Genomic DNA, 26949 nt, shown 5'->3' on the forward strand with positions numbered 1-26949 from the left:
CTTGTGACAGACCGGGTTGGGTGGCCGTGGCCGCTGCGCAGTAGTGTGGCGGCCTCGGGCCCCGGACCCTGGCACGGACGGGACGGCGTGGCCCCGGACGGAACCGAGAGGTGGACTCAGTGAACTTGCGCGACCTGGTGTACGGGCTCTACGCACGCCGGGTGGAAGGCCGTCTCGACCACGCTCAGGTGCCCAAGCACATCGGTGTCATCCTCGACGGCAATCGTCGCTGGGCGAAGGCTTCGGGCGGCACCGCGGAGCAGGGTCACAAGGCCGGCGCCAGCAAGATCCAGGAGCTGCTGGGCTGGTGCGAGGAGACCGACGTCGAGGTCGTCACCCTCTGGCTGCTGTCCACCGACAACCTGGAGCGTCCCGAGGACCAGCTGATCCCGCTGCTGGGCATCATCGAGGACGCGGTCCGCGACCTCGCCGCCGACGGCCGCTGGCGCGTCCACCACGTGGGCACCCTGGACCTGCTGCCCGCCCGCACCCAGTCCGTGCTGAAGGAGGCCCAGCAGGCCACCGTCTCGAACGACGGCATACTCGTGAACGTCGCGGTCGGATACGGCGGCCGCCAGGAGATCGCGGACGCCGTCCGCTCCCTTCTCCTGGAGCACGCCGACAAGGGCACGAGCTTCGAGGAGCTCGCCGAGATCGTCGACGTCGAGCACATCTCCGAGCACCTCTACACCCGCGGCCAGCCCGACCCCGACCTGGTCATCCGCACCAGCGGCGAGCAGCGGCTCTCCGGCTTCATGCTCTGGCAGAGCGCCCACTCCGAGTACTACTTCTGCGAAGTCTTCTGGCCCGCCTTCCGCAAGGTGGACTTCCTGCGCGCGCTGCGCGACTACGCGGCGCGCCACCGCCGCTACGGATCCTGACCCCCTGCGGCCCCACCGGCGGCGTACGTCACAGGCTGTTCATTCATGCGTCGTCATATGCCATGGCATGGCCGCGCATGTTCGAGGGAATACCACTTTCAGGTCGACGTCCGATCCACGAACGTCGTATCTCAGTGAGCGGCCATGACCGCTCACCCGGGAGGCCCTTTGCACACGAAGGACCGCACCTCGCTTGCGGACCGCGCGGAGGGCCGGAGCTCGGCCCGTGCAGCGTGGCCTGAGCCCGGCCCGTCCCCCGCCTTCGGCGGGGAGACCCCATGGCCCGCGACAGCCGTCGCACGCCGACCTCAGCCGAGGGGGTACGTCCTTCCGTGGTGAACAGCACAAAGCGCCGCATGCCCGACAGGCGCACCTACGTTCTCGACACCAGCGTCCTGCTGGCCGACCCGAACGCCATGACCCGCTTCGAAGAGCACGAAGTCGTGCTCCCGATCGTGGTCATCACGGAGCTGGAGGCCAAGAGGCACCATCCGGAGCTCGGCTACTTCGCCCGGCAGGCGCTGCGCCTGCTGGACGACTTCCGTATCCGGTTCGGCCGCCTCGACGCCCCCATTCCGCTCGGCGACCTCGGCGGCACGCTCCGCGTCGAGCTCAACCACTCCGATCCCGGCGTCCTTCCGGCCGGCTTCCGATTGGGGGACAACGACTCACGGATCCTGGCGGTCGCCCGCAACCTCCAGGCCGAGGGGTACGACGTCACGGTCGTCTCCAAGGACCTGCCCCTGCGCATCAAGGCGTCCTCCGTCGGTCTGCTGGCCGAGGAGTACCGCGCCGAGCTGGCCATCACGGACTCCGGCTGGACCGGTATGTCCGAGCTGCCCCTCTCCGCCGAGCAGGTGGACCTGCTGTACGGAGAGGAGACGCTCTACGTCCCCGAGGCCGCGGAGCTCCCCGTCCACACCGGGCTGGTCCTGCAGTCCGAGCGGGGCAAGGCGCTGGGCCGGATCTCGGCCGAGGGCAACGTCCGCCTGGTGCGCGGCGACCGGGAGGCGTTCGGCATCCACGGCCGCAGCGCCGAGCAGCGCATCGCGCTCGATCTGCTGCTCGACCCGGACATCGGCATCGTCTCGCTCGGCGGCCGGGCCGGCACCGGCAAGTCGGCGCTGGCGCTCTGCGCGGGCCTGGAGGCGGTCCTGGAGCGCAGGCAGCATCAGAAGGTGATGGTCTTCCGGCCGTTGTACGCCGTGGGCGGGCAGGAGCTCGGCTATCTGCCGGGCACCGAGGCCGAGAAGATGAGCCCCTGGGCGCAGGCGGTCTTCGACACGCTCTCCGCGGTGGCCGGCCGTGAGGTGATCGAGGAGGTGCTGGGCCGCGGCATGCTCGAGGTCCTGCCGCTCACCCATATCCGCGGGCGCTCGCTGCACGACGCGTTCGTCATCGTGGACGAGGCGCAGTCCCTGGAGCGGAACGTCCTGCTGACGGTTCTGTCCAGAATCGGGGCCAATTCCCGGGTTGTTCTCACGCATGACGTGGCACAACGGGACAATCTGCGCGTCGGTCGCTATGACGGAGTGGTCGCCGTCGTGGAGAAGTTGAAGGGCCATCCGCTCTTCGCGCACGTCACCCTCACACGCTCCGAGCGCTCCCAGATCGCCGCGCTCGTGACCGAAATGCTGGAGGAAGGCCAGATCTAGTACGGAATAAGGCAGTTGGCGCCGCCCGGCAAGCGCAAGAGCGTAGCCGGGCGGCGCCGTGCTGTCCGCCGGTTTCCGTAAAACTCCTGGCGTAAACGGCGTGTGAGCTTTCACACGTAACGAAGAATTGCCTTGCGGCGTTGCCTTCCGGCAGAGTCTTGCTTCCGTCAGGCCCCGCATACGACACACGCGCACCTCTCGTGGGTGCACAGCAGTACATAACTCAAGACTTCGATCGTCGTATGCCGCCCGCGAGCACCACGCGGCGACTTCCGCAGGGGAGTTGCCCACCGGGCCCGAGCCTCCCGTGACCCAGACAAGGGGAGGCCAGCGTCAGGGGCAAGATTGCGCTCGCGAGGTCACCTATGCGGGCGACGCTGGAAGGAAACCGTGTGAGCCGGATCTCGGTCCGGGGGTTCGCGGTGGCATCTGCCACTGCGGTCACCACCGTCGGCGCCGTCGTTGGCGTCGCGTCGGGCAGCACTCAGCCCTCGAACGGCGACAGCCTCGAGGCGACCGCAGCCGACGCGACCCTCCTCGCGGACATTCCCATGGGCCAGCAGGCCCAGGTTCAGGTCTCGTCCCTGACGGAGCAGGCCGACGCGCAGGCAGCCGCCGCCGACGCCTCCGCGAAGAAGACCGCCGAGGAGGCCGCACGCATCTCGGCCGCCAAGACGGCCAAGGAGAAGAAGGCAGCCGCCGACGAGGAGGCCGAGAAGGCCGAGGAGGAGCGCGCGGACGCTGAGGCGCGGGCCAACCGCGACTCCGTGCGCGACGCCTCCAGCTTCTCCGCGAAGGCCTCCTACACGGTCGCCGAGGTCCAGGCGATGGCGCGGCAGATGGTCCCCGCCGACCAGTTCCAGTGCTTCAGCAACATCGTGAACCACGAGTCGACCTGGAACTACCGCGCTCAGAACCCGTCTTCGGGCGCGTACGGCCTGGTCCAGGCGCTGCCCGGCTCGAAGATGTCCTCGGCCGGCGCCGACTGGCAGACCAACCCGGCGACCCAGATCAAGTGGGGCCTGAACTACATGGACAGCCGCTACGGCAGCCCCTGCGGCGCGTGGTCGTTCTGGCAGGCCAACCACTGGTACTAGAGCTCGCTCGGCGCTCAACTTCGCGGAGCCCCTCACCGTCCTACGGTGAGGGGTTCCGTGCGTGTACGGTCGGTCCGAACAGGCTCCCGGGGGGAGTGATGTGGGGGGAAGAGGAAAGATCATGTCAAGAGTGCCAGGATGGCTCGGCCGGCTGGGCGGCAAGCTGACCGAGATGGGAGAGCGCTGGGACGAGCGCCGCGGCGAGGCCGCCGGCGACGAGGCGCCCGCCCCCGCCTCGCCCCCGGAGAGCGTCCCGCCGCCGCCCTCGTACGCGCCCGCCGTCGCCGCCCGGCCCGACCCGGTCGCCACCATCCCCTGGGGCATGCGCGTCGCCGCCGAGGCCGGCTGGCGGCTGCTCGTACTGGCGGGCACGCTCTGGGTGTTGATGCGCGTCATCAGCGCCGTACAGCTCGTCGTCCTCGCCTTCGTCGCCGCGCTGCTCGTCACCGCGATGCTCCAGCCCACCGTCGCCCGGCTGAAGCGGCTCGGCCTGCCGCGTGGGCTCGCCACCGCGGTCACCGCCATCGCCGGCTTCGTCGTCATGGGGCTGGTCGGCTGGTTCGTGGTCTGGCAGGTCATGGACAACCTCGACAACCTCTCCGACCGGGTCAGGGACGGTATCGAGGAGCTCAAGCGGTGGCTGCTGGACAGCCCGTTCCATGTCACCGAGAGCCAGATCAACGACATCGCCAAGAACCTCAGCGACACCATCGGCACGAACACCGAGGAGATCACCTCCGCCGGTCTTCAGGGCGTGACCGTGATGGTCGAGGTCCTCACCGGGATTCTGCTGGCGATGTTCTCGACGCTCTTCCTGCTGTACGACGGGAAGCGCATCTGGCAGTGGGTGCTCAAGCTGGTGCCCGCGCAGGCCCGTGAGGGAGTGGCCGGCGCCGGGCCGCGCGCCTGGCGCACGCTGACCGCCTATGTGCGCGGCACGGTGATCGTGGCGCTGATCGACGCGATCTTCATCGGCCTCGGCATCTACTTCCTCGATGTGCCGCTCGCCGTGCCGCTCGCCGTGTTCATCTTCCTGTTCGCCTTCATCCCGTTGGTCGGCGCGGTCATCTCCGGAGCGCTGGCGGTCGTCGTCGCGCTGGTCACCCAGGGCGTGTTCACCGCGCTGATGGTGCTGATCGTGGTCCTGGCCGTACAGCAGCTCGAGGGCCATGTGCTCCAGCCCTTCATCCTGGGCCGCGCGGTCCGCGTCCATCCCCTGGGCGTCGTCCTCGCGGTCGCCGCGGGCGGGCTGACCGCGGGCATCGGCGGCGCGGTGGTGGCGGTGCCGCTGGTGGCGGTGACCAACACGGTCGTCGGCTATCTGCGCGCGTACAGCAAGGAGCAGGCGATGCGGAGCGGGCCGCCGCCGTACGGGGCGACGGCCGTCGAGATCGCGGTGGCGCCGCGCCCGCCTGCCTCGCCGCTCAAGGACTCCGCGGCGGGGGAGGAGCGGGAGTGATATCCGAGCCTGAGCTGGTGGGAGAGGGCGACCCGTTCGGCGACGCCCAGCCGCCGGGAGCGGTGCCCGGGCCGCGCGGTCCTGGCGGGGCCGCGGAGGCCGCCACGGCATTCGGAGCGCCCGGGGCGACGGGAGCGACGGGAGCCGTCGAGGCGAGCGGGACGGGCGGAGCCGTCGGCACGGCCGAGACGGTCGGCGCGGGCGGCGACGAGGGCAAGGTCCCCTGGCTGCGCAGGCCGTGGACCCGCAAGCCGTGGGTGTGGGGGCTCGGCGGCGCGCTGCTCGCCTCCTCGCTGTGGGCGGGCGGTCTGTACGTCGACCACCGTCTGGGCCCGGACCTGCGGGGCTACAAGACGACCGGCAACCTCTGCGAGGAGACCGGGCTCAAGGCGCTGACCAAGCAGCTCGGCGAGATGGACGCCCCGGACCACGGCGAGCAGCCCCATAAGAACCAGAGCCGGGCGTACTGCTGGGCGACCTTCAAGTCGCCGGGCGCGGACGAGAAGAACGAGGAAGAGTTCGACGACCCGACGTCGAGCGTCTACGTCTTCTACCGGCTGCACAGGAAGGTCGACCCGGGGCCGGAGTTCGAGGCGAGCATCACCCCTGAGTCGAGGTTCAGCAGCGAGAACCAGCCCCCCATGGAGAAGGTCGAAGGCCTGGGCGACCGGGCGTACTTCGTGGTGGACGAAGTCACGTCCGCCGGTCCGCCGTCCCTCCATGTGCTCGACGGCCAGGCGGTGCTCAGCATCGCCCTCTCGATTCCCGACTCGACCGAGACCGTAGGGGACTCGGCGACGACGCGCCAGGCGTACCGGGACGAGATGATCGCCGATATGAAGGAGCTCATGGCCAAGCTCAAGGAGTGAGGCCAGCGTCGAAAGGGCCCCGCCGACGGGTGTCGGCGGGGCCCTTCGCGTGCTTGGCCCAAGGGGCCTGCGCCGTGCTACTCGGCCAGAGCGGCTTCGGCGTCCAGAGTCGTGCCCACGGCCTGGATCACCGAGGCGATCTTGAAGGCCTCCTGGATCGTCTCGCGGTCCACGCCGGCCTTGCGGAGCACCTGCTCGTGCGAGTCCAGGCACTGGCCGCAGCCGTTGATCGCGGAGACGGCGAGCGACCAGAGCTCGAAGTCGACCTTCTCCACGCCCGGGTTGCCGATGACGTTCATCCGCAGTCCGGCGCGGAGCGTGCCGTACTCCGGGTCCGACAGCAGGTGCCGGGTCCGGTAGAAGACGTTGTTCATCGCCATTATCGCCGCGGCCGACTTGGCGGCGGTGTACGCCTCGGCGGAGAGGTTGGCCTTGGCCTCGGGCTCCAGCTCGCGCAGCACCTTCGGCGAGCGCGAGGCGATCGCGCAGGCCAGGACCGTGCCCCACAGCTGCTGCTGCGGGAGGGCGCTGTTGCCGATGACCGAGCCGAGGTTCAGCCTCAGGTCCTTGGCGTAGTCCGGTACGGCGGACTTCAGTTCGTCGAGAGCCATCTCAGATCAGCCCGCTCACTCGCCCGAGAGCAGCTTGACCGGGTCGAGGGTGTTCTCGCCCTTGGTCCAGTTGCAGGGGCAGAGCTCGTCGGTCTGCAGCGCGTCGAGGACCCGCAGGACCTCCTTGGGGTTACGGCCGACAGAGCCCGCGGTCACCATGGTGAACTGGATCTCGTTGTTCGGGTCGACGATGAAGACGGCGCGCTGCGCGAAGCCGTCCTCGCCCTCGATGCCGAGGTCGCGCATCAGCTCGTGCTTGGAGTCGGCCAGCATCGGGAAGGGCAGGTCACGCAGGTCGGCGTGGTCCTTGCGCCAGGCGTGGTGGACGAACTCGGAGTCGCCGGAGAAGCCGAGGATCTGAGCGTCGCGGTCGGCGAACTCTTCGTTCAGCTTGCCGAAGGCGGCGATCTCGGTCGGGCAGACGAAGGTGAAGTCCTTGGGCCACGCGAAGACGACCTTCCACTTGCCCTCGTAGGACTTGTGGTTGATCTGCGCGAACTCCTCGCCGCTCTCCAGCGAGACGCAGGCGGTCAGTTCGAACGTGGGGAACTGGTCACCGACAGTGAGCACTCGGTCTCCTTGCATACAGGAATTCCCTTTTGGGGTCTTCCAGTGGGGGTTGGACGGATCTTGATCCTGGCATAGGCGCCATTGATCGCGGAAATAGCTAGACTCGGTCATCGCGATCGGAGGTGCCTATCAGTGGCCATCAGTAATGTCGTCAATGCCGGTAATAGGGGAGCGGGGCGAGGCAAGCAGCCGAGCCTCGCTCAGCTGCGCGCCTTCGCGGCCGTCGCCGAGCATCTGCACTTCCGGGACGCCGCCGCCGCGATCGGCATGAGCCAGCCCGCGCTCTCGGGCGCCGTGTCGGCGCTGGAGGACACGCTGGGCGTGCAGCTGCTGGAGCGTACGACGCGCAGAGTACTGCTCTCCCCGGCCGGCGAGCGCCTCGCGGTGCGGGCCAAGGCCGTTCTGGACGCGGTCGGGGAGCTGCTGGAGGAGGCCGACGCGGTGCGCGCGCCCTTCACCGGAGTGCTGCGGCTCGGCGTGATCCCGACGGTCGCCCCGTATCTGCTGCCCACGGTGCTGCGCCTGGTCCACGAGCGGTATCCGGAGCTCGACCTCCAGGTCCACGAGGAGCAGACCTCCTCCCTGGTCGACGGGCTCGCCGCCGGGCGGCTGGACCTGCTGCTGCTCGCCGTGCCGCTCGGGGTGCCAGGCGTCACCGAGCTGCCGCTCTTCGACGAGGACTTCGTGCTGGTCACGCCCGACGACCACTGGCTGGGCGGCCGCCAGGACATTCCGCGGGAGGCGCTGCGCGAGCTGCATCTGCTGCTGCTCGACGAGGGCCACTGCCTGCGCGACCAGGCCCTGGACGTCTGCCGGGAGGCGGGCCGCACCGAGGGCGCCCCGGTCACCACCACCGCGGCGGGCCTCGCCACGCTGGTGCAGCTGGTGGCCGGCGGGCTCGGAGTGACGCTGCTGCCGCGCACGGCGGTCGACGTGGAGACGGGTCGCGCCGGGCGGCTGCAGACCGGGTACTTCGCCGATCCCGCCCCCGCACGCCGGATCGCCCTGGCGATGCGCGCGGGGGCGGCTCGCCAGGGCGAGTTCGAGGAGTTCGCGCAGGCCCTGAAGGAGGCGCTGCGCCCCCTGCCCGTACGGATCAGCGACTAGCGCGCGGTCCGATACTCGGTACGGATCGGTCGCCGGTGTACGGATCGGCGACGAGCGCTCAGTCCGTGACCGGTGTACGGGTCGGCCCCGGCCAGGCGCTCAGTCCGTCACCGGTGTACGGATCGGCCCCCGGCCAGGCGCTCGGTCGGTCACTCCGTGCGCAGGCCGTCCGGGCGCATCAGGCGCCACAGCGGCGGCAGGCTGAGCAGCGTCACCACCGCGACCAGGCCCGCGCCGACCCCGGCGAGCGGCAGGAACAGCAGCCACTCCGTCACCGGCTTGTCGATCAGCCTGAGCATCGCCCAGCCGAGCCCGAGACCGCCCGCGACGGCCAGCGCCGTGCCCAGCACCACCGGGATCGCGGTCTGCCACAGCACCGACCAGGCGAGCGTGGAGCGGCGGGCGCCGAAGGCGACCAGCACCGACAGCAGCCGCTTGCGCTCGCGCAGCTGCTCGATCTGCGCGACCACCATGGACGCCGCGATCAGCATCAACGTGCCGGTGGCGGCGACGAAGAGCGCCGTGCGGAGGGAGTCGTACATCCTGTCCCGGTCGGCCCTCTGGAACGTCCATACGCGCATCGCCGGGTCGATCGCGTACGCGGTGGTGCGAACGCGTTCGGCGGCGTCCGGGACGGACGGGTCCGTCTGGATCAGCGCGGTGGTCGACGCGTTGGGCAGGCTCGCCGGGTCGAGGGAGCCCGGGGTGAGGAAGACTCCGCTGTGCGTCTCGCCCGCGGGGTCGGTCCGCTGGGGGACGGTCCGGGCGTCCGCGGGGATCCTCCAGAGCACCGGCTCCTTGTCGGCGGCGCCCCGGGGGTCGTAGAGGGTGTCGTTGAGGTTGAGCGTGCGGCCGGGGCGGGCGGCGTCGGTCACCCACTCCTCGTTCTTCTGGTCGGCGCGGTACGCGATGAAGACGTCGCCGTCCTGGCAGGAGGGCAGCTTCAGCAGCTCGCGCAGGGTCGAGCAGGAGCCATAGGTGAGCGCGACCGTCTGGGCGGAGCCGTCCGCGCTCCTGCCGGGGGAGACCGCGTAGGCGTCGACCGTGCCGACGACCTCCTTGACGCCCTGGGTCGCCCGGAAGTCCTTGATCATGCGGTCGGCCAGCTCGCCGCTGGGGAAGTCGGTCATGACTCCCACCTGGGCGCGCTTGGGGTCCTCGCCCGTCACCTTGGTGAAGTCGTCGTTGATGCCCACGAAGTACATCTGGAGCGCGATGCCGCCCGCCACCGCGACGGTGATGCCGCTGACGGCGCGGGAGGCCGCCGCGCTGGACAGCTGGAGCCTGCGGCTTGCGAGCTGCCAGGCCACCGGGCCGCCGCGCATCTGGAGCACGACGGTCTCGACCAGCCATGGCAGCAGGGTCACCAGACCGAGCAGGATCAGGAGGATGCCGATCGAGATGAGCGCCACCTCCGGCGAGGTGACCCCCTCGCTGCCGGCGCCGGTCGACAGGAGCAGCAGCACGCCGACGACCGGCATCGCGACGCGCCAGGCGGCCCTGCGCTTGCGGGTCTTGCTCTGGCGTACGACGCCCAGCGGCTCGATCGCCACCGAGCGCAGCGCCACCAGCGTCACCACGACCGCGCACACCGGCACCGCCAGCACGATCGCCAGGGCGAGCAGGGGAGCGGGCTGGAGGTCGGAGGGGAACGCGGCGACGCGCCAGACCTGGAACGATCCGACGAACTCGCGGCCCCCGTAGAAGAACACGGCGCCGAGGAGCAGCCCGAGCAGCGTGCCGAACAGCGCCTCGCCCGCCGCCGCCCGCCGGGTCGTCGCGATGTCCGCGCCGACCAGCCGGAGCGCGGCCAGCCGCCGGTCGCGCCGCTCGCCGCCGAAGCGCACCGCCGTGGCGATGAAGATCACGACGGGGACCAGCAGGACGACGCACATCAGCACGACGAGGATCACCAGGACGGGGTCCATGGGCTCCCGCTGCGTCGCCTGCCCCCACTCGGCGATCCTGTTCGCGTTGCCCTTGCCGTCCGTGATGGCGCCGCTGCCCGTGTACAGATAGAGGTCGTGCGGGTCGCTGAGGCCCGCCTCGCCGATGGTCCCCACCAGCTTGTACGGCTTGAACCGCTCCCTGAGCAGCTCTGAGTCCTCGCCGTTGAGCAGCCTCTTCAGAGCGGGGGAGACCACCATCTCGCCGGGGCCGGGGAACCGGTCGACGCCGGGCGGCCGGGCCGGGTTCGCGCCGTCCGCGCGCAGCTGCCAGCCGCCGATCGTGGCGTCGCGGTACTCCACCGACGCGTCGGCGACGACCAGCGTGCGGTCGGACGGCGGCAGCGTGCCGGCCTCCACGGCGGCGGGGGTGCGGTCGACGGTGCGCTGGTCGCGGTTGTTCAGCAGGCTGGGCACCGCGGTCGCGGCGAGGAGCACGGCCACGCCGAGGCCCACGCCGACGGCGGTGAGCAGGGTGCGGATCCAGCCTTCGCGGCCGCCGGCCACGGCGAAGCGCACCCCGAGGCCGAGGTCGCGCGTCCAGGCGGAGAGCGGGGCGGGGCCCGAGGGGCCCGGGGACGCCGTGGCCGCGTCCTTCCGCTCGTCGAGCATCGTCATCCGGCGTACTCCAGGTCACGGGTCCTGCCGTCGCGCACGACGATCTCGCGGTCGGAGTACGCGGCGACCCGGGCCTCGTGGGTGACCAGGACGACGGCGGTGTTGGCGGACCTGGCGGCCTCGGTGAGCAGCTGCATCACACGCTCGCCGTTGAGCGAGTCCAGGGCGCCGGTCGGCTCGTCCGCGAAGACCACCTTGGGGTTCGATGCGAGGGCGCGTGCCACGGCGACGCGCTGGCCCTGGCCGCCGGAGATGTCGCCGGGGCGCTTGCCGCCGAGGTCGTCGACCTCCAGCTCGGCCATCCGGCGCAGCGCCTCGGCCTCGGCGTCCTTGCGCTTCACACCGCTCAGCCGCAGGGGCAGGGCGACGTTCTCCGTGCAGGTCAACTCCGGTACGAGCTGGCCGAACTGGAACACGAACCCGAAGTCGCTGCGGCGCAGCGCGCTGCGGCGGGCGTCGGACATCGTGTGCAGCTCGCGGCCGCCGTAGACGATCGAGCCGCTGTCGGGCGTCACGATGCCCGCGAGGCAGTGCAGCAGCGTCGACTTGCCGGAGCCCGAGGGACCCATGACGGCGACGACCTCGCCGGGGTGGATGGAGAAGGACGCGCCGTCCAGGGCCGCTGTGGGGCCGAAGGACTTGTGCAGATCCGTGGCGACGAGGAGGGAGCCCGCGGGCGTCATGCGCGTACCGCCTTCGCGAGCTGGTCGAGCCGGGCCGCGGTCAGCTCCAGCCAGCGCAGGTCCGCTTCCAGATGGAAGAGCGCGTGGTCGCAGACGAGCTGGTCGGCGAGGTCGCCGCGGCGCTTGCGGTCGGTGAGGATGCGCATCAGCCGCAGATGCTCGGCCCGCTGGGCGTCCAGCAGATCGGCGGCGCTGCGCCCGGTGAGGATCGCGAGGACGACCTTGGTGTAGAGGGTCGACTGCAGATACGGCTCGGGCTTCTCGGGCTGGGCGAGCCACTGCGCGACGTCGGTGACGCCGGCGTCGGTGATCGCGTACCGCTTCCGCTCAGGACCGCCGCCGGCCTCGATGCCGTCCACCTCGACCAGCCCGTTCTTCAGCAGCCGGGACATGGTCGAGTAGACCTGCCCGTAGTGCAGGGGGCGGTCGTGGCCGAATCTCTCGTCGAAGGCCCGCTTGAGGTCGTAGCCGTGGCGCGGGCCGGACTCCAGGAGGCCGAGCAGGGTGTGACTGATGGACATGGGGCCTACTCTACACGCGGTGTATACCCCATGTGTATACCCGAAGGGGATAGTCGGATTCCGGTCGACGGGGGCTTCGGAGGGCGGGGACGGGCGCCCAGTACCCCCATAAATCGACTACTTCACCGCTCCTCGCAACCTTGTGCGCCTCTCAGGAGTCGGTTCCATAAGACGGGGTGCTCATTGTCACGTCCGGAAAAGGCCGGATCGGTGGCCCTTTGTCTGCATGGCCGGTGTTAGCTTTCTGAGCTGATTCCGGGCCGACCCCGGCGACACGGACAGATCGAAGGAAGAGCGGAGCAACGGAGCGATGGGCCGAGCGGAAGCGCGACAGGCCCGGCAGCGCGGCGCGCGCCGGGCGACCAAGGCCAAGCCGACCGGCATACGGCGCTTCTTCACCTGGAAGAAGCTGCTGGGCACGTTCTTCGGCCTGTGCCTGCTGCTCATGGGCGCGTTCTTCGTGGTCTATCTGATGGTCCCGGTGCCGAAGGCCAACGCCCAGGCCGAGATGCAGAGCAACGTCTACAAGTTCAGCGACGGCAAGGTCCTCACCCGCACCGGCAAGGTCAACCGGGAGATCGTCGGGCTGGAGTCGATCCCCAAGGACGTCCAGTACACCTTCGTCGCGGCGGAGAACAAGTCCTTCTTCAAGGACTCCGGAGTCGACCTCAAGGGCACTGCCCGCGGCCTGATGAACACCCTGACCGGCAAGGGCAAGCAGGGCGGCTCGACGATCACCCAGCAGTACGTCAAGAACTACTACCTCAACCAGGATCAGACGGTCACCCGCAAGCTCAAGGAGCTGGTGATCTCCCTCAAGGTCGACCAGAAGAAGGAGAAGAGCGAGATCCTGGCCGGGTACATCAACACCGCGTACTACGGCCGCGGCGCCTATGGAATCCAGGCCGCGGCCCAGGCGTACTACCGGGTCGACGCCGAGAAGCTGAACGTCGCCCAGGGCGCGTACCTCGCCTCGCTGCTCCAGGCCCCCAACCAGTACGACTGGAGCTCCGCGACCCCGACCGGCAAGCGGCTGGTCCAGGAGCGCTGGAACTACACGCTGGACAACATGGTCGAGGAGGAGTGGCTCGACAAGTCCGGCCGCGACGGACTGAAGTTCCCGGTGCCGAAGGAGCCGAAGGCGGCCCCCGGCAGCGAGGGCCAGGTCGGCTACATCGTCGAGGCCGCCAACAAGGAGCTGATCCGCCAGGGCCTGACCGAGGACCGCATCGAGGCCGGCGGCTGGACCTTCACGCTCAACATCGACTCCAAGCGGCAGGCGGAGCTCGAGAAGGCGGTCAAGCGCCAGCTCGAGGACGAGCTGGACCGCGAGGGCAACAAGATCGACGCCACCGTCCAGGCCGGCGCGACCTCCGTCGACCCCAAGACCGGCAAGGTCGTGGCGCTGTACGGCGGAGTGGACGCCACCAAGCACTACATCTCGAACGCGACCCGCTCCGACTACCAGCCTGCCTCGACGTTCAAGCCGATCGTGTTCGCCTCCGCGCTGGAGAACGAGTCCGAGACTCAGGACGGCGACCGCATCGGCCCCAAGACGATGTACGACGGCACCAGCAAGCGTCCGGTCGACGGCAGCGACACTCCCTTCGCCCCGGAGAACGAGGACGACAAGAGCTACGGCCCGGTCAACGTCCAGAAGGCGATGAACAAGTCGATCAACTCGGTCTTCGCGCAGATGGTCGTGGACGTCGGACCCTCCGATGTGAAGGAGACCGCGCTCGGCCTCGGCATGAAGGACGGCCCGTCCTTCCCCGAGCGGCCCGCGATCTCGCTCGGCACGATGGGCGCCTCCACCTGGGACATGGCCGGGGTGTACGCGACCCTCGACAACCACGGCAAGAAGGTCACGCCGACGATCGTGGCCAAGGCCGAGCACAAGGAGCGCCAGGTCGAGCTGGCGGACCCGATCGGCGAGCAGGTGATCAGCCGTGAGGCCGCCGACACCGTCACCTCGGTGCTGACGGGCGTGGTCAAGAACGGCTCCGGCCACGAGGCCCGTACGGACGACTACGAGGCGGCCGGCAAGACAGGCACGTCGGAGCAGAACAAGTCCGCCTGGTTCGCGGGCTACACCCCCGAGCTCACCACGGTCGTCGCCCTGTTCGGCGAGTCCACCAAGGAGGGCGGCGGGCAGGTCACCCTCACCGGCACGGCCAACTCCGGCCGCGCCAACGGCGGCGGCTTCCCGGCCAGGATCTGGGCCGACTACACGCTGGGCGCCCTGGACGGCGGCTCCGACGCCGAGTTCGACCTGGACGTCGACGAGAGCGCCACGGCCGACCCGGACCCGCTGCCGACGAGCACCCCGACCCGGAAGCCGACCGAGAAGCCCACCGAGAAGCCGACGGAGAAGCCGACCGAGAAGCCCACTCAGACGCCGACCGAGAAGCCGACGCCGACGGACGACCCGGTTCCGACGCCCACGGACAAGCCGACGACCCGGCCCACCATCCCGGTGCCGACGGATCCGACCGAACCCGACCCGGGCGACGGCGACCCGGACGAGGAGAAGAAGCCGTGACGGCCGCATGGGCCCGGCGCGCTTCTGCCGCCCGCAGCTGACAGCGCACGACGGCGCCCGCGACCCCCTCAGGGGCGCGGGCGCCGTCGTTCCGCGTCCGGCGGGCTCAGCCGCCGTCGACCTTGTCGGCGATGCGGTCGCCGAGGCTCTTGTCGATGGTGCGCCAGTACTGCAGGGCCCGGTCCAGGACGGGCCTGGTGACGTCCTGGAGCAGATGTCCGCTGACGTTCGACACCAGCCGGTCGCGTGCGGCGTCGTCCAGCACCTGGCGGACCATCGTGCCCGGCTGGCCCCAGTCGTCGTCCTCGCTGTGCCGCTTGGTCGCCTCCCGCACCAGCTCGCCCGCCGTCTCCCAGCCCGCCGGGTCGCCGAAGCGCCCGAAGTCGGCCGCGGGACCGCCATAGGAGTTCGGTGCGTACGGCCTCGACGCGTACGACGGCGCGTAGCGCATCGGGCCGTCCTTGGCGTACGAGTTCACCGGGGCGTGCGGCCGGTTGGGCGGCAGCTGCGCGTAGTTCGGACCGATCCGGTAGCGGTGCGTGTCCGGGTACGAGAACAGCCGGCCGAGCAGCATCTTGTCCGGCGACGGGCCGATGCCCGGCACCATGTTGGACGGCTCGAACGCCGCCTGCTCGATATGGACGAAGTAGTCCTCGGGGTTCTTGTCGAGCGTCATCCTCCCGACCTCGATCAGGGGGTAGTCGCCGTGCGGCCACACCTTGGTCAGGTCGAAGGGGTTGAAGCGGTAGTCGGCCGCGTCCTCGAAGGGCATGACCTGGACCTTGAGGGTCCACGACGGCGCGTTCCCGGACGCGATCGACTCGTACAGATCACGGCGGTGCGCGTCGCCGTCCTGCCCGGCCAGCTCGTCGGCCTCGTCCTGGGCGAGGAAGTCGATGCCCTGGTCGGTCTTGAAGTGGTACTTCACCCAGAACCGCTCGCCGCCGCCGTTGATCCACATATAGGTGTGGGAGCCGTAGCCGTTCATATGGCGGTAGGTCTTCGGGATGCCGCGGTCGCCCATCAGCCACGTCACCTGGTGCGCCGACTCGGGGGAGAGCGTCCAGAAGTCCCACTGCATGTCGTTGCTGCGCAGCCCGGTGGCCGGATGGCGCTTCTGGGAGCGGATGAAGTCCTGGAACTTGATCGTGTCGCGGACGAAGAAGACGGGCGTGTTGTTGCCGACCAGGTCGTAGTTGCCCTGATCGGTGTAGAACTTCAGCGCGAAGCCGCGGGGGTCGCGCCAGGTGTCGGGGGAGCCCTGCTCGCCGGCGACCGTCGAGAAGCGGGCCAGCATCTCGGTGCGCCTGCCCGGCTGGAAGAGATCGGCCTTGGTGAACTGGCTGACGTCGTTGGTGACTTCGAAGAAGCCGTACGCGCCCGACCCCTTGGCGTGCACCACCCGCTCGGGCACCCGTTCGCGGTTGAACTGGGCCATCTTCTCGATGAGGTAGTGGTCCTGGAGCAGGATCGGGCCGTCGGGCCCCACGGTGAGCGAGTGCTCGTCGCTCTCCACCGGGATGCCGGCGTTGTTCGTGGTGTACGGAGCCTTCGGGGATGACTCGGTCACGAGCGTCCTCCCGTCGAGAGAAGGGATGTGGTCGCATCGGCCGCGTTCCCCAGTGAACCCGTTCGACACCCCCTCGGCAACTTCTGGACGGAATCCAGAACTGGCCCGGATATCGAGCTGCCCCGCTAGGCGCGCGTGGGCAGCTCGAACCACACCACCTTGCCGGTCGACAGCCGGGTCGCCCCCCACCGTCTGGCCAGCCGGTTCACCAGGAACAGCCCGCGGCCGCCCTCGTCGGTGTCCCGCGCCCGCCGCTGCCGGGGCAGCTGCGGAGAGTCGTCGCCGACCTCGCAGCGCAGCACGTCCGTACGGAGCAGCCGCAGCGTCACCGGGCGCTCGGCATACCGCACCGCATTGGTCACCACCTCGCTGACCAGCAGCTCCACCGAGTCGCTCAGCTCCTCCAGACCCCAGCGGGCCAGCGCGCGGCGAGCCAGCCGGCGGGCCCGGCCCGGGGCCGCGTCCTCCGGCTCCAGGAACCAGTACGCCACATCGCTCGGCGCGATCCCGTCGAAGCGGGCCGCGAGCAGCGCGATGTCGTCGTCCCGGTCGCCCGGCCCGAGCATGTCCAGCACGTCGTCGCAGAGCGCCTCCAGCGGCGGCGAGTGGTCGGGGCCGGTCAGCTGGGCGGTGTCGGCGAGCCGCTCCCGCAGCTGCTCGATGCCCGTCCACACGTCGCGCAGCCGGGACTCGACCAGCCCGTCGGTGTACAGCAGCAGCGTCGCTCCGGCCGGGGCGTCCAGCTCCACGGCCTCGAAGTCGACCCCGCCCACCCCGATGGGCGCGCCGGGCGGCACCCGCAGCACCTCGGCCCGCCCGCCCAGGTGCAGCAGGATCGGCGGCGGGTGGCCCGCGTTGGCGATGGTGATGCGGTGCGAGACGGGGTCGTACACGGCGTACAGACAGGTGGCCATCCTGTCCGTGCCCAGACGCTGGGCCTGCTCGTCCAGATGGTGCAGGACCTCCTGCGGCGGCAGGTCGAGGCCCGCCAGCGTCTGCGCAGTGGTGCGCAGCTGGCCCATGATCGCGGCGGACGTCATGGAGTGGCCCATGACGTCGCCGACGACGAGCGCGACCCGGCTGCCGGGCAGCGGGATGGCGTCGTACCAGTCGCCGCCGACGCGGGCCGTCTCGGCGGCCGGCAGATAGCGCGAGGCCAGCCGGACGCCCGTGGGCTGCGGCAGCGAGTCGGGCAGCATCGTGCGCTGCAGCTCGTCGGCGATGTACGCCTCGCGGCCGTAGAGCACGGCCTTGTCGATGCCGAGCGCCGTGTGCGTGGCCAGCTGCGCGGCGACGAGCAGGTCGTTCGGCTCGAAGCCGGGCCGGTCGGGCCTGCGCAGGAACACGGCGGCGCCGATCACCCGACGCCGGCCGCGCAGCGGCGCCAGTATGGCGCGGTGCCCGCCGGGCACGGTCCGGTCCGCGCCCAGCAGCTCGGGCAGGGCGGCCCGGGCCGCGGCGGAGTCGCCGAACACCGGCCGCACCCCGCGCAGCACCTCCGACAGCGCGCCGCCGGAGCGCACCTCGCACAGCTCGGCGGCCGGGGCGAGGTCGGCCTGCGGGTCCATGAGCGAGACGGGCGTGCCGCCCGCCAGATCGCCGTCCTCACCAGCTAAACGCAGCCGGTCGGTCCGGCGCAGCCGCAAGACGAACGGCGAGATCGGCCGCTCGTCGCCCACCGGCAGCGGATCGCGCAGATACACCAGGATCGCGTCGGAGAAGGTCGGCACGGTGGCACGGCACAGCCCCAGGACGATCTCGTCCAGGTCTATGCCGCGCGCGATCCGCCGGGTGGCGGCCCCCACGAAACGCAGCCGGTCGCCCTCGCGGCGCGCCGTGCCCGCGATGTCCTGCGGAGGACTGGGCGGGCTCGGCGGCGTGGCCTGCGCGGGCGGCTTCTGCACGGCCGCGGCGCCGGGCGCCTCCGACCGCGGCCGGGTGCGTTCCTGCGGCCGGGCAGCCAAGGGCTGCCGGCCTTCGTGGGAGGTGGGCTGCTCCGTCACGCGTGGGATTCCGTCCGTCCGGGCCGGTTGTGCGATGCAATCGCCTCACGAGGCGGTATACCCGCTCTGCGGGCGGCGTCGACAGGGTGGCAGGCATCCGGCACAGCTCCACCCCCTATGTTGCGACTCGTGATGACTTACGGTCAGTTCCTGTGCTGCGCTCAATGATTGCTCCTGCTGCGCAGCCTTGCGGACGACGATCCTACGTTTGCCCCCAGGGGGCGCATCAAGAGTCTCACGAGGTCCCGTGCGCCGGAGCGGGTTCCCGGACCGGAATCGGTCACTTCACGAGGCGCCCTCGTTCACCCGCCGGAGCGCGCCCCGAAGCAGGGCTCGCCCCCCGGTGAGCGAGCCGCGTCTCAGGATGCCAGCCGGGCCGGCGTGCGGTCCCAGTCCGCCGGCAGCTCCGGAACCCGCCAGGCCGGATCAGGCCGCCAGTGCTCCCATCCGTCCGAGAACGGCGCGCCCCAGGCGTCGATGACGTCGACGGCCGCCCGGCCCGCCTCCTGGACGCGCAGGGCCTTCTCGGCGTCCATCAGGCCCACCTGCTGGGCCTGCGCGAACTCGTCCTCGTCCCGCCACAGCCAACTGCGGTCCGGAAAGACCGAGATGTCGAGGAAGTGGTCCTCGGAGTCAACTCCGCGCACCCACCGGGTGTGCGGCTCCTCGAGGTTGACGTACCAGTTCTTGAACCGCCAGCCGTGCTCCCAGAACAGCCATACCGACCACGGCTGCCCCGGCCGCGCCAGCTTGAGCACGCCCGTGCCCGACCAGCGGGTGCGGGCGACCGTGCGCGGGGCGGTGTAGCGGGTCGCCAGCGGCTCCTGGTGGACCGGGCCGCCGTCGGCGAGCACCGGCTTGACGCACTCCGTCCCCGGGGCCATCCACACGGCGAGCAGCTCGTCCGTGTCCTGGACGACGGTCACCGGACGGCAGATGTGGACGCCCGAGCCCGGCAGGCCCGGGGCATGGTCGCGATAGCGCCAGAGGATGTGGTCCCCGGGCGTCCAGCGTGAGATGCGTTCCGTACCTGTCATGAGCAGATATTAGGAGCCCGGCGGGGGCGCCGCTGCGATCCAGGTCACGAGCCGCGCTAGGGGCGGGTCATCCGCAGCACGTCAAGGGCCTCGTCGAGCTGCTCCAGGGTCAGCGCTCCACGCTCCACATAGCCGGACTCGAGGACGACCTCGCGGATGGTCTTGCGCTCGGCCAGCGACTTCTTGGCCACCTTGGCGGCCTCCTCGTACCCGATGTACTTGTTCAGCGGGGTGACGACGGACGGCGAGGACTCGGCGTACTCCCGGGCCCGCTCGACGTTGGCGGTGACGCCGTCGACCGCGCGGTCCGCGAACAGGTGCGAGGCGTTCGACAGCAGCCTGATCGACTCCAGCAGGTTCTTGGCGATCACCGGGAGCATGACGTTGAGCTCGAAGTTGCCGGACGCTCCGGCGACGGCGACGGTCGTGTCGTTGCCGGTCACCTGGGCCGCGACCATGAGCACGGCCTCGGGGATCACCGGGTTGACCTTGCCGGGCATGATCGAGGAGCCGGGCTGGAGGTCGGGGAGGTTGATCTCGGCGAGCCCGGTGCGCGGGCCGCTCGCCATCCAGCGCAGATCGTTCGCGATCTTGGTCAGCGACACGGCGATCGTGCGCAGCTGCCCGGAGGTCTCCACCAGCCCGTCGCGCGCGCCCTGCGCCTCGAAGTGGTCGCGGGCCTCGGTCAGCGGCAGCCCGGTGGCGCGGGCGACCTCGGCGATGACGGCGGCGGAGAAGCCGGGCGGGGTGTTGATGCCGGTGCCCACGGCCGTGCCGCCGAGGGGGAGTTCGGCCAGGCGCGGCAAGGAGGCGTTCAGTCGTTCGACGCCGTACCGGATCTGTGCGGCGTAGCCGCCGAACTCCTGGCCCAGCGTGACGGGCGTGGCGTCCATCAGATGCGTGCGCCCGGACTTGACGACGTCCGCGAACTCGGCGGCCTTGCGCTCCAGCGAGGCCGCGAGGTGCTCCAGCGCCGGGATCAGATCGTCCCGCACGCCCGCCGTGGCGGCGATGTGGATGGAGGAGGGGAAGACGTCGTTGGACGACTGCGAGGCGTTCACATGGTCGTTGGGGTGCACCTCGCGGCCCAGACGCTCGGTCGCGAGCGTGGCGATGACCTCGTTGGCGTTCATGTTCGACGATGTTCCGGAGCCCGTCTGGAAGACGTCCACCGGGAAGTGGTCGTCCCAGCGGCCCTCGGCTACCTCGGCCGCGGCGTCCGCGATCGCGCCGGCGACGTCCTTGTCGAGGACGCCCAGTTCGGCGTTGACCTGGGCGGCGGCGGCCTTGACGCGGCCGAGGGCCTCGATGTGGGCGCGCTCCAGGCGCTGGCCGGAGACGGGGAAGTTCTCCACGGCCCGCTGGGTCTGGGCCCGCCACTTCGCGTGCGCGGGGACCCGCACCTCGCCCATGGAGTCGTGCTCGATCCGGTAGTCGTTCGCGTCGCTCATCGCGGTCCTGCCTCCTGGCTGCGTCGTTCGGCGGGCGACCCCCGAACCCCGAAAAGGTGAGCAGTTGTCTTGTTCTATCTATTCCCAACTGCGCTACTCGCCAGTAAATACCCCTGGTAACCACAAGCCGGGGAGGCGCAGTGAACACGATGAGCGCAATGAGAGGCACCAGACGCAGACTTCGCTGTACGGTCGCGGCGGTCGCCGCGCTGGCGGCGGGATTTGGCGGATTGTCGGCGGCGCCCGTCCAGGCGGCCCCGGCGGCGCCGTCCGCTGCCGCCGCCGCGTCCGTACCGCTCCCGCCCGAGCTCGAGTCCATCCGCGCCGCCGAGGCCGTCAAGCTCTACGGAAGCCCCGCCCAGCGCCCGCTCGCCGAGCGCAAGACGGGCCTGATCTCGCTCGGCGACAGCGAGATCTCGGGCGAGGGCGTCGGCGTCTACGAGCCGGGCACCAACGGCCCCTCCAACTGGTGCCACCGCTCGCCCGACGCGGCCATCCACCGCACGGGCATCGCGGCCGACGTCACGTACAACGTCGCCTGCTCCGGCGCCGGCACCGGCAACATCAGGATCGGCGGCTCGAAGCAGCACGCCGACGAGCTCGTGCAGAGCGACAGCCTCGCCGTGAAGGCGCGCAACACCCGGATCAAGATGGTGCTGTTGGTGGCCGGGGCCAACGACGACCTCCAGTTCGGCCCGGTGATGACCGACTGCGTGATCCGCTATGTGACCTTCCAGGGGCCGTGCGCGCCGAAGTACGCCCCGGGCTGGCAGGCCCGCGTCGACGGCCTGGTCCCCAAGGTCGAGCAGACCGTGCGCGACCTGCGCACCGTGATGCGCGACGCCGGATACGCGGACGGCGACTACAAGATGGTCGTGATGGGCTACCCGAGCCCCATAGGCCCCGACTTCCGCGACAACCCGAACTTCCCCGGCAAGCTGCTCTGCGGCGGCATGGGCTACGACTCCGACACCGTCTGGGGCCGCAACACCGCCGTCCCCGCCTTCGAACGCGGCATGCGCAAGGTCGCCCAGTCGACCGGATCGGTCTACCTCGACAACTCGCGCCTCTTCCACGGCCACGAGGTCTGCATGGACGACGACTGGGCGCGCGGGCTCTACATCGACCTCTCCAACCCCTTCCCGCCGGACTCGAATTCGGCCCGCCAGTCCTTCCACCCCAACCGCGCGGGGCACGCCGCCTTCGCGTCCTGCCTCACCCAGCTCTACGCGTCCGGCCTGAGCGAGGCCAGCTGCGCGGACCCGGCCTCGACCGGGAAGCCGGTGCTGTACCCGGGCGCCTGGGACGACGCGTACAAGCCGCTGAAGAACGAGGCGACCGGCTCCTGCGCGGACGTCGACGGCGCGGTCACCCGCAACGGGACGTCCGTGCTCGGCTGGGACTGCCATGGCGGCCGCAACCAGAACTGGTGGTACGACCCGACGCGCACGTCGCTGCACACGGAGCTGACGCAGGACCGGTGCGTGGACGTGCCGGGCGGCGACTACACGGCCGGCAAGGCGCTCCAGCTGTGGAACTGCCACGGCGGCGCGAACCAGCGGTTCGTACGGCAGGCGGGCACCATCAGGCCGGCCGAGGCGACGGGGATGTGCCTGACCCTCGCGAGCGCCAGGCAGCCGCTGCGGCTCCAGCCCTGCACGGGCACGGCGAACCAGCGCTTCGCGTAGGCGTGCGGTCGGAGTAGGCGCGGGCTCGGCGTAGCCGCGTAGCCGCGAGGCCGGGGCGTACGGGTCCGCGGGCGCGGGCGGGTACTGGACTGGTCCGTGGCCGCCCGCAGGCGGTGCGGACAGGGCCCGTGGCGTACCGGGCTCCCGGGACACCCGCCCTCACGGGCCGGAGGGGCGCAGGATCAGCCCCTCCGGCCCGTGGGCCCGGCTACAGCCCCGGGCCGCGGACCGGGATGCTGGTGAACGTCGGGGCGGGCGCCGGCTCCGTGAAGAAGTCGTTGCCCTTGTCGTCGACCACGATGAACGCCGGGAAGTCCTCGACCTCGATCTTCCACACGGCCTCCATGCCGAGCTCCTCGTACTCGACGACCTCGACCTTCTTGATGCAGTCCTGCGCCAGGCGCGCCGCCGGGCCGCCGATCGAGCCGAGGTAGAAGCCGCCGTGCGTCCCGCACGCGTCCGTCACCTGCTTCGAGCGGTTGCCCTTGGCGAGCATGACCTTGGAGCCGCCGGCCGCCTGGAACTGCTCGACGTACGAGTCCATCCGGCCCGCCGTCGTCGGGCCGAAGGAGCCGGAGGCGTAGCCCTCGGGCGTCTTGGCGGGACCGGCGTAGTACACCGGGTGGTCCTTGAGGTACTGCGGCATCTCCTCGCCCGCGTCCAGCCGCTCCTTGATCTTGGCGTGCGCGATGTCGCGCGCCACCACGAGCGGGCCGGTCAGCGAGAGCCGGGTCTTGACCGGGTACTTGGTGAGCTCGGCGAGCACCTCGTCCATCGGCCGGTTCAGGTCGACGCGCACGACGTCGCCGGCCTCGGCGCTCTCGCTGAGGTGCTCGTCCGTCGTGTCCGGCAGGAAGCGCGCCGGGTCCGTCTCCAGCTGCTCCAGGAAGACGCCCTCCGCGGTGATCTTCGCCGTGGCCTGGCGGTCGGCCGAGCAGGAGACGGCGATGGCGACGGGCAGCGAGGCGCCGTGGCGCGGGAGGCGGACGACGCGCACGTCGTGGCAGAAGTACTTGCCGCCGAACTGCGCGCCGATCCCGATCTTCTGCGTCAGCTCGAAGACCTTCTCCTCCAGCTCCTTGTCGCGGAAGCCGTGGCCGGTCGCGGAGCCCTCGGTGGGCAGCTCGTCGAGGTAGTGAGCGGAGGCGTACTTCGCGGTCTTGAGCGCGAACTCGGCGGAGGTGCCGCCGACGACGATCGCGAGGTGGTACGGCGGGCACGCGGCGGTGCCCAGCGAGCGGATCTTCTCCTCCAGGAACTTCATCATGGAGGCCTCGTTCAGGACCGCCTTGGTCTCCTGGTAGAGGAACGACTTGTTGGCGGAGCCGCCGCCCTTGGCCATGAAGAGGAACTTGTACGCGCCGCCGTCGGTCGCGTACAGCTCGATCTGCGCGGGCAGGTTCGAGCCGGTGTTCTTCTCCTCCCACATGGTGATCGGGGCCATCTGCGAGTAGCGCAGGTTCAGCTTGGTGTACGCGTCGAAGACGCCGCGGGAGAGTGCCTCCTCGTCGCCGCCCTCGGTGAGGACGTTCTGGCCGCGCTTGCCCATGACGATGGCGGTTCCGGTGTCCTGGCACATGGGCAGGACGCCGGCGGCGGCGATGTTCGCGTTCTTGAGCAGGTCGAGCGCGACGAACTTGTCGTTGGAGGAGGCCTCCGGGTCGTCGACGATGCGACGGAGCTGCGCGAGGTGGGCGGGCCGCAGGTAGTGCGAGATGTCGTGCATGGCCTCGGCGGCGAGCGTGCGCAGCGCCTCCGGCTCGACCTTGAGGAAGGTGCGCCCGTCGGCCTCGAAGGTGGAGACGCCCTCGGCGGTCACCAGGCGGTAGGGCGTGGTGTCCTCTCCCAGCGGGAGCAGCTCGGAGTACGCGTACGCAGGGCTGGTTGGGCGGGAGACAGGGGACATTACGGCCATTCCTCACTCGGCAGACGGCGACGCGGCCTCCATTGGCAACACGCGCACTCCAGCGTAGAGCGCGGTGACGGGGGAAGGTTGGTGAGGTAAGGCTCAGTAGGCGCGAGGCCCCCCGGCGGACGCCGTCGCACCTCCAGCCCTGTGGGGGTCCCCCGGGCGAAGTCTGGGGGGAGATGGAGGCGCGGGGCCCGGGGCGGAGCCGCGCGGGAGACGCCCCGCAGGAGACGCCGCGCCACCCCACCCCCTGTACTAGTCGCGATCTATCGCGTTTCGCTACCCTGACTCCGTGGACCTCGAAAAGCACCCCCAGAAGCCCGTCGCCCCGGCGGATCCCGCCTTCGCGGACCCCGCCCCCGCCATCCGCGCGTCCGACGCCGACCGCGACCGGATCGCGGACATCCTCCGGGACGCCCTGGCCGAGGGCCGGCTGGACGCCGAGGAGCACTCGGAGCGGATCGACGCCGTCTACCGGGCCAAGACCCTCGGGGAGCTCGAGCCTCTGGTGCGCGATCTGCCCGCGGCGCAGCGGAGCGAGCCGGACCCCGTCCCGCACGCGTACGGAGGGGACGACGAGCCCACCGGTCCTGCCGAGAACCTGATCGCGGTCTTCTCCAGCTCCACCCGCAAGGGCCGTTGGCGGGTCGGTCGCCGCACCAACGCCATCGCGCTCTTCGGCAACGTCGAGATCGACCTCACCGAGGCCCTCTTCGAACAGCGCCTCACCGTGATCAACGCGACCTCCGTCTTCGGCAACATCGAGGTGCGCGTTCCCGAGAACATCTCCCTGCGCGGCAGCGGCTCCGGGATCTTCGGCAACTTCGAGGTCCTCACCCTCGAGGGGGCGAATCCCGAGGCGCCGGTCGTCGTCGTCAACGGGTACTCGGTTTTCGGTAATGTCGAGGCCAAGCCGAAACGGGGCCGACGAATCTCGGACCTCCACGATCGCCTGCGGAAACATCTCGGCTGACGGCTCCGCCCCGGAGCGCTTTCCAGCCGTGAGCGCCCAGCCGCAATTCCGTACCCCGGAAGTCAGTGCCACTCAGTGCATAGGAGTGCGTACAGCGGGTAGGGAGTGCTGCATCGTCTCTCGCTCGCGAAGCCGTCGTCAGGAGTAGACCCGTGCTGCAGCTGCCGCATCAGTCCTTGCAGGTCGCCGCCCTTCCGCCCCAGCGGATTCCCGCTCGGGAGGATCAGGCCGGACCCTGGCATGCGGAGGCGGTGTGCCGCCGCGACGAAGCGGGGCTGTTCTTCGCTCCATCCAAGGAGCCAACGGCGGCGCGGCTGTCACGCGAAGAGGCCGCGAAGCGGGTCTGCGCCCGCTGCCCGGTGATGGTCGAGTGCCGGGAGCACGCCCTGCTGCAGCCGGAGCCGTACGGAGTCTGGGGCGGCCTCACCGCGGCCGAGCGCCGCGTGGTGCTGGCCCGCCGCAGGCGGCGCGAGGTCGAGGTGAAGAAGCCGGCGTCGGCGGCCTGAGCGGTCGCCTACGCACGGGAAGGGGCGTTCCCACCGCACATGGGAGCGCCCCTTCTCGTATGGCTGACTATCAGCGGCTAGCGGCTAGCGGCAACCGGTCGTCGGCGAAAGGTCGTTGGCCGGCAGCCGCCAGGCGCTCCTTGGCGCCGCTACTTCGCGCGGTCGAAGTCGATGGCGCTGTACGCGCGCAGCTTCGACAGCCGGTGCGTCGAGTCGATCTTGCGGATCGTGCCGGACTTGGAGCGCATCACCAGCGAGGACGTGGTGGCGGTCTCCGCGCGATAGTGGACGCCGCGCAGCAGCTCGCCGTCCGTGATGCCGGTGGCGACGAAGAACACGTTCTCGCCGCTGACCAGGTCGTTCGTGTGCAGCACACGGCTCAGGTCGTGGCCCGCGTCGAGCGCGCGCTGGCGCTCGGCGTCGTCCTTCGGCCAGAGCTTGCCCTGGATGGTGCCGCCGAGGCACTTGATCGCGCAGGCGGAGATGATGCCCTCCGGCGTGCCGCCGATGCCCATCAGCATGTCGACGCCGGTGCCTTCGCGTACCGCCATGATCGAACCGGCGACGTCGCCGTCCGAGATGAACTTGATCCGGGCGCCCGTCTCGCGGATCTCCTTGACCATGCCCTCGTGGCGGGGGCGGTCGAGGATGACGACGGTGATGTCCTCGGGGTTGGCGTTCTTCGCCTTGGCGACGCGGCGGATGTTCACCGAGACCGGGGCGTTGATGTCGACGAAGTCGGCGGCCTCGGGGCCGGTGACCAGCTTCTCCATGTAGAAGACCGCGGACGGGTCGAACATGGTGCCGCGGTCGGCGGCGGCGAGCACGGCGATGGCGTTCGGCATGCCCTTGGCGTTGAGCGTGGTGCCGTCGATCGGGTCCACGGCGATGTCGACCTCGGCGCCGGTGCCGTCGCCGACCCGCTCGCCGTTGAACAGCATCGGGGCCTCGTCCTTCTCACCCTCTCCGATGACGACGACGCCGTTCATCGAGACGGTGGAGACGAGGGTCCTCATCGCCCTGACGGCTGCGCCGTCCGCGCCGATCTTGTCGCCACGCCCGACCCAGCGGCCGGCGGCCATGGCGGCGGCCTCAGTGACGCGGACGAGCTCAAGGGCGAGGTTGCGATCGGGGGCTTCGGGAGAGACCTCGAGCTGGGGCGGCAAGTTGTGCTCGGTCATCGGAGCGCACCTTTCTGTACGACGACGGCCGGAATAGAGGGTGATGCGACTCTATCGGTACGTCGACAAAAT

Annotated in this window: 21 protein-coding genes; 10 read left to right on the plus strand and 11 right to left on the minus strand. The window is 70.5% G+C overall.

Features of this window, described 5'->3' with window-relative positions; translation table 11 throughout:
• Positions 1–119 precede the first annotated feature (119 nt).
• The 5 genes from AB0M39_RS10455 (at position 120) to AB0M39_RS10475 (ending at position 5961) form a co-directional block, all read left to right on the plus strand.
• Positions 120–881: an isoprenyl transferase gene (locus AB0M39_RS10455; RefSeq protein WP_365362338.1), complete on the plus strand. Its 762-nt coding sequence runs from the start codon at positions 120–122 to the stop codon at positions 879–881.
• A 332-nt stretch (positions 882–1213) separates the two neighbouring features.
• Positions 1214–2536: a PhoH family protein gene (locus AB0M39_RS10460; protein WP_365362340.1), complete on the plus strand. Its 1323-nt coding sequence runs from the start codon at positions 1214–1216 to the stop codon at positions 2534–2536.
• 392 nt (positions 2537–2928) lie between these two features.
• Entirely contained in the window at positions 2929–3633 is a 705-nt protein-coding gene (locus tag AB0M39_RS10465) for a transglycosylase SLT domain-containing protein (RefSeq protein WP_365362342.1), read from the plus strand.
• A 121-nt stretch (positions 3634–3754) separates the two neighbouring features.
• Entirely contained in the window at positions 3755–5092 is a 1338-nt protein-coding gene (locus tag AB0M39_RS10470; RefSeq protein WP_365362344.1) for an AI-2E family transporter, read from the plus strand.
• Positions 5089–5961, plus strand: coding sequence for a hypothetical protein (locus AB0M39_RS10475; RefSeq protein ID WP_365362346.1), 873 nt, complete (start codon positions 5089–5091; stop codon positions 5959–5961). Before AB0M39_RS10470 ends, AB0M39_RS10475 begins: the two co-directional genes overlap by 4 nt.
• 77 nt (positions 5962–6038) lie before the next feature.
• Here AB0M39_RS10475 and AB0M39_RS10480 read toward each other — a convergent pair whose 3' ends face one another.
• Together AB0M39_RS10480 and AB0M39_RS10485 are read right to left on the minus strand one after the other, a co-directional pair.
• Complete coding sequence (locus tag AB0M39_RS10480; RefSeq protein WP_365362348.1) at positions 6039–6572, minus strand: alkyl hydroperoxide reductase; 534 nt, start codon at positions 6570–6572, stop codon at positions 6039–6041.
• 15 nt (positions 6573–6587) lie between these two features.
• Positions 6588–7142 (minus strand): peroxiredoxin, encoded by a 555-nt coding sequence (locus AB0M39_RS10485; protein WP_365362350.1) that lies wholly within the window; start codon positions 7140–7142, stop codon positions 6588–6590.
• A gap of 138 nt (positions 7143–7280) precedes the next feature.
• On the opposite strand from AB0M39_RS10485, the gene AB0M39_RS10490 reads away from it, so the two are divergent.
• The gene (locus tag AB0M39_RS10490) at positions 7281–8249 is read left to right on the plus strand and encodes a hydrogen peroxide-inducible genes activator (RefSeq protein WP_365362438.1); all 969 of its coding nucleotides are present in this window, start codon (positions 7281–7283) and stop codon (positions 8247–8249) included.
• Between the two features lie 149 nt (positions 8250–8398).
• On the opposite strand, the gene AB0M39_RS10495 is transcribed toward AB0M39_RS10490, so the two are convergent.
• From AB0M39_RS10495 to AB0M39_RS10505, 3 genes are read right to left on the minus strand one after another with little or no spacing between them, the layout of a single operon-like run.
• Positions 8399–10813, minus strand: coding sequence for an FtsX-like permease family protein (locus AB0M39_RS10495; protein ID WP_365362352.1), 2415 nt, complete (start codon positions 10811–10813; stop codon positions 8399–8401).
• Positions 10810–11496: an ABC transporter ATP-binding protein gene (locus AB0M39_RS10500; RefSeq protein WP_365362354.1), complete on the minus strand. Its 687-nt coding sequence runs from the start codon at positions 11494–11496 to the stop codon at positions 10810–10812. Before AB0M39_RS10500 ends, AB0M39_RS10495 begins: the two co-directional genes overlap by 4 nt.
• Positions 11493–12017 (minus strand): PadR family transcriptional regulator, encoded by a 525-nt coding sequence (locus AB0M39_RS10505; RefSeq protein ID WP_365362356.1) that lies wholly within the window; start codon positions 12015–12017, stop codon positions 11493–11495. The genes AB0M39_RS10500 and AB0M39_RS10505 overlap by 4 nt, the downstream gene beginning before the upstream one ends.
• A 310-nt stretch (positions 12018–12327) precedes the next feature.
• On the opposite strand from AB0M39_RS10505, the gene AB0M39_RS10510 reads away from it, so the two are divergent.
• Entirely contained in the window at positions 12328–14559 is a 2232-nt protein-coding gene (locus AB0M39_RS10510) for a transglycosylase domain-containing protein (protein WP_365362358.1), read from the plus strand.
• Positions 14560–14665: 106 nt separating this feature from the next.
• On the opposite strand, the gene AB0M39_RS10515 is transcribed toward AB0M39_RS10510, so the two are convergent.
• From AB0M39_RS10515 to AB0M39_RS10530, 4 genes are all read right to left on the minus strand, one after another.
• Complete coding sequence (locus tag AB0M39_RS10515) at positions 14666–16129, minus strand: catalase (RefSeq protein ID WP_365362360.1); 1464 nt, start codon at positions 16127–16129, stop codon at positions 14666–14668.
• Between the two features lie 125 nt (positions 16130–16254).
• Entirely contained in the window at positions 16255–18132 is a 1878-nt protein-coding gene (locus AB0M39_RS10520) for a SpoIIE family protein phosphatase (protein ID WP_365362362.1), read from the minus strand.
• A 359-nt stretch (positions 18133–18491) separates the two neighbouring features.
• Positions 18492–19169 carry a DUF402 domain-containing protein gene (locus AB0M39_RS10525; protein WP_365362364.1) on the minus strand — a complete coding sequence of 226 codons (678 nt, stop codon included), beginning with the start codon at positions 19167–19169 and terminating at the stop codon, positions 18492–18494.
• Between the two features lie 56 nt (positions 19170–19225).
• The gene (locus AB0M39_RS10530) at positions 19226–20620 is read right to left on the minus strand and encodes a class II fumarate hydratase (protein ID WP_365362366.1); all 1395 of its coding nucleotides are present in this window, start codon (positions 20618–20620) and stop codon (positions 19226–19228) included.
• 158 nt (positions 20621–20778) lie between these two features.
• Here AB0M39_RS10530 and AB0M39_RS10535 point away from each other — a divergent pair, with 158 nt between their 5' ends.
• On the plus strand, positions 20779–22308 hold the full coding sequence (locus AB0M39_RS10535; RefSeq protein WP_365362368.1) for a ricin-type beta-trefoil lectin domain protein: 1530 nt from the start codon (positions 20779–20781) through the stop codon (positions 22306–22308).
• Positions 22309–22516: 208 nt separating this feature from the next.
• On the opposite strand, the gene AB0M39_RS10540 is transcribed toward AB0M39_RS10535, so the two are convergent.
• Complete coding sequence (locus AB0M39_RS10540) at positions 22517–24214, minus strand: fumarate hydratase (protein ID WP_365362370.1); 1698 nt, start codon at positions 24212–24214, stop codon at positions 22517–22519.
• 295 nt (positions 24215–24509) lie between these two features.
• On the opposite strand from AB0M39_RS10540, the gene AB0M39_RS10545 reads away from it, so the two are divergent.
• Together AB0M39_RS10545 and AB0M39_RS10550 are read left to right on the plus strand one after the other, a co-directional pair.
• Entirely contained in the window at positions 24510–25190 is a 681-nt protein-coding gene (locus tag AB0M39_RS10545; protein ID WP_365362372.1) for a DUF1707 domain-containing protein, read from the plus strand.
• 152 nt (positions 25191–25342) lie between these two features.
• Positions 25343–25696, plus strand: a complete 354-nt coding sequence (locus AB0M39_RS10550; RefSeq protein ID WP_365362374.1) for a WhiB family transcriptional regulator — start codon at positions 25343–25345, stop codon at positions 25694–25696.
• Positions 25697–25845: 149 nt separating this feature from the next.
• On the opposite strand, the gene glpX is transcribed toward AB0M39_RS10550, so the two are convergent.
• On the minus strand, positions 25846–26877 hold the full coding sequence (gene glpX, locus AB0M39_RS10555; RefSeq protein WP_365362376.1) for a class II fructose-bisphosphatase: 1032 nt from the start codon (positions 26875–26877) through the stop codon (positions 25846–25848).
• Positions 26878–26949: the final 72 nt, after the last annotated feature.

It is taken from the genome of Streptomyces sp. NPDC051907, from assembly GCF_040681075.1.
Lineage (GTDB): Bacteria > Actinomycetota > Actinomycetes > Streptomycetales > Streptomycetaceae > Streptomyces.

Excerpts from the sequence above, each read along its gene's own strand:
- AB0M39_RS10495 (WP_365362352.1), bottom strand. The coding sequence starts at position 10,813 with ATGACGATGCTCGACGAGCGGAAGGACGCGGCCACGGCGTCCCCGGGC.
- AB0M39_RS10500 (WP_365362354.1), bottom strand. The coding sequence starts at position 11,496 with ATGACGCCCGCGGGCTCCCTCCTCGTCGCCACGGATCTGCACAAGTCC.
- AB0M39_RS10470 (WP_365362344.1), top strand. The coding sequence starts at position 3,755 with ATGTCAAGAGTGCCAGGATGGCTCGGCCGGCTGGGCGGCAAGCTGACC.
- AB0M39_RS10525 (WP_365362364.1), bottom strand. The coding sequence starts at position 19,169 with ATGACAGGTACGGAACGCATCTCACGCTGGACGCCCGGGGACCACATC.
- AB0M39_RS10505 (WP_365362356.1), bottom strand. The coding sequence starts at position 12,017 with ATGTCCATCAGTCACACCCTGCTCGGCCTCCTGGAGTCCGGCCCGCGC.
- AB0M39_RS10535 (WP_365362368.1), top strand. The coding sequence starts at position 20,779 with ATGAGAGGCACCAGACGCAGACTTCGCTGTACGGTCGCGGCGGTCGCC.
- AB0M39_RS10530 (WP_365362366.1), bottom strand. The coding sequence starts at position 20,620 with ATGAGCGACGCGAACGACTACCGGATCGAGCACGACTCCATGGGCGAG.
- glpX (WP_365362376.1), bottom strand. The coding sequence starts at position 26,877 with ATGACCGAGCACAACTTGCCGCCCCAGCTCGAGGTCTCTCCCGAAGCC.
- AB0M39_RS10480 (WP_365362348.1), bottom strand. The coding sequence starts at position 6,572 with ATGGCTCTCGACGAACTGAAGTCCGCCGTACCGGACTACGCCAAGGAC.
- AB0M39_RS10540 (WP_365362370.1), bottom strand. The coding sequence starts at position 24,214 with ATGTCCCCTGTCTCCCGCCCAACCAGCCCTGCGTACGCGTACTCCGAG.
- AB0M39_RS10510 (WP_365362358.1), top strand. The coding sequence starts at position 12,328 with ATGGGCCGAGCGGAAGCGCGACAGGCCCGGCAGCGCGGCGCGCGCCGG.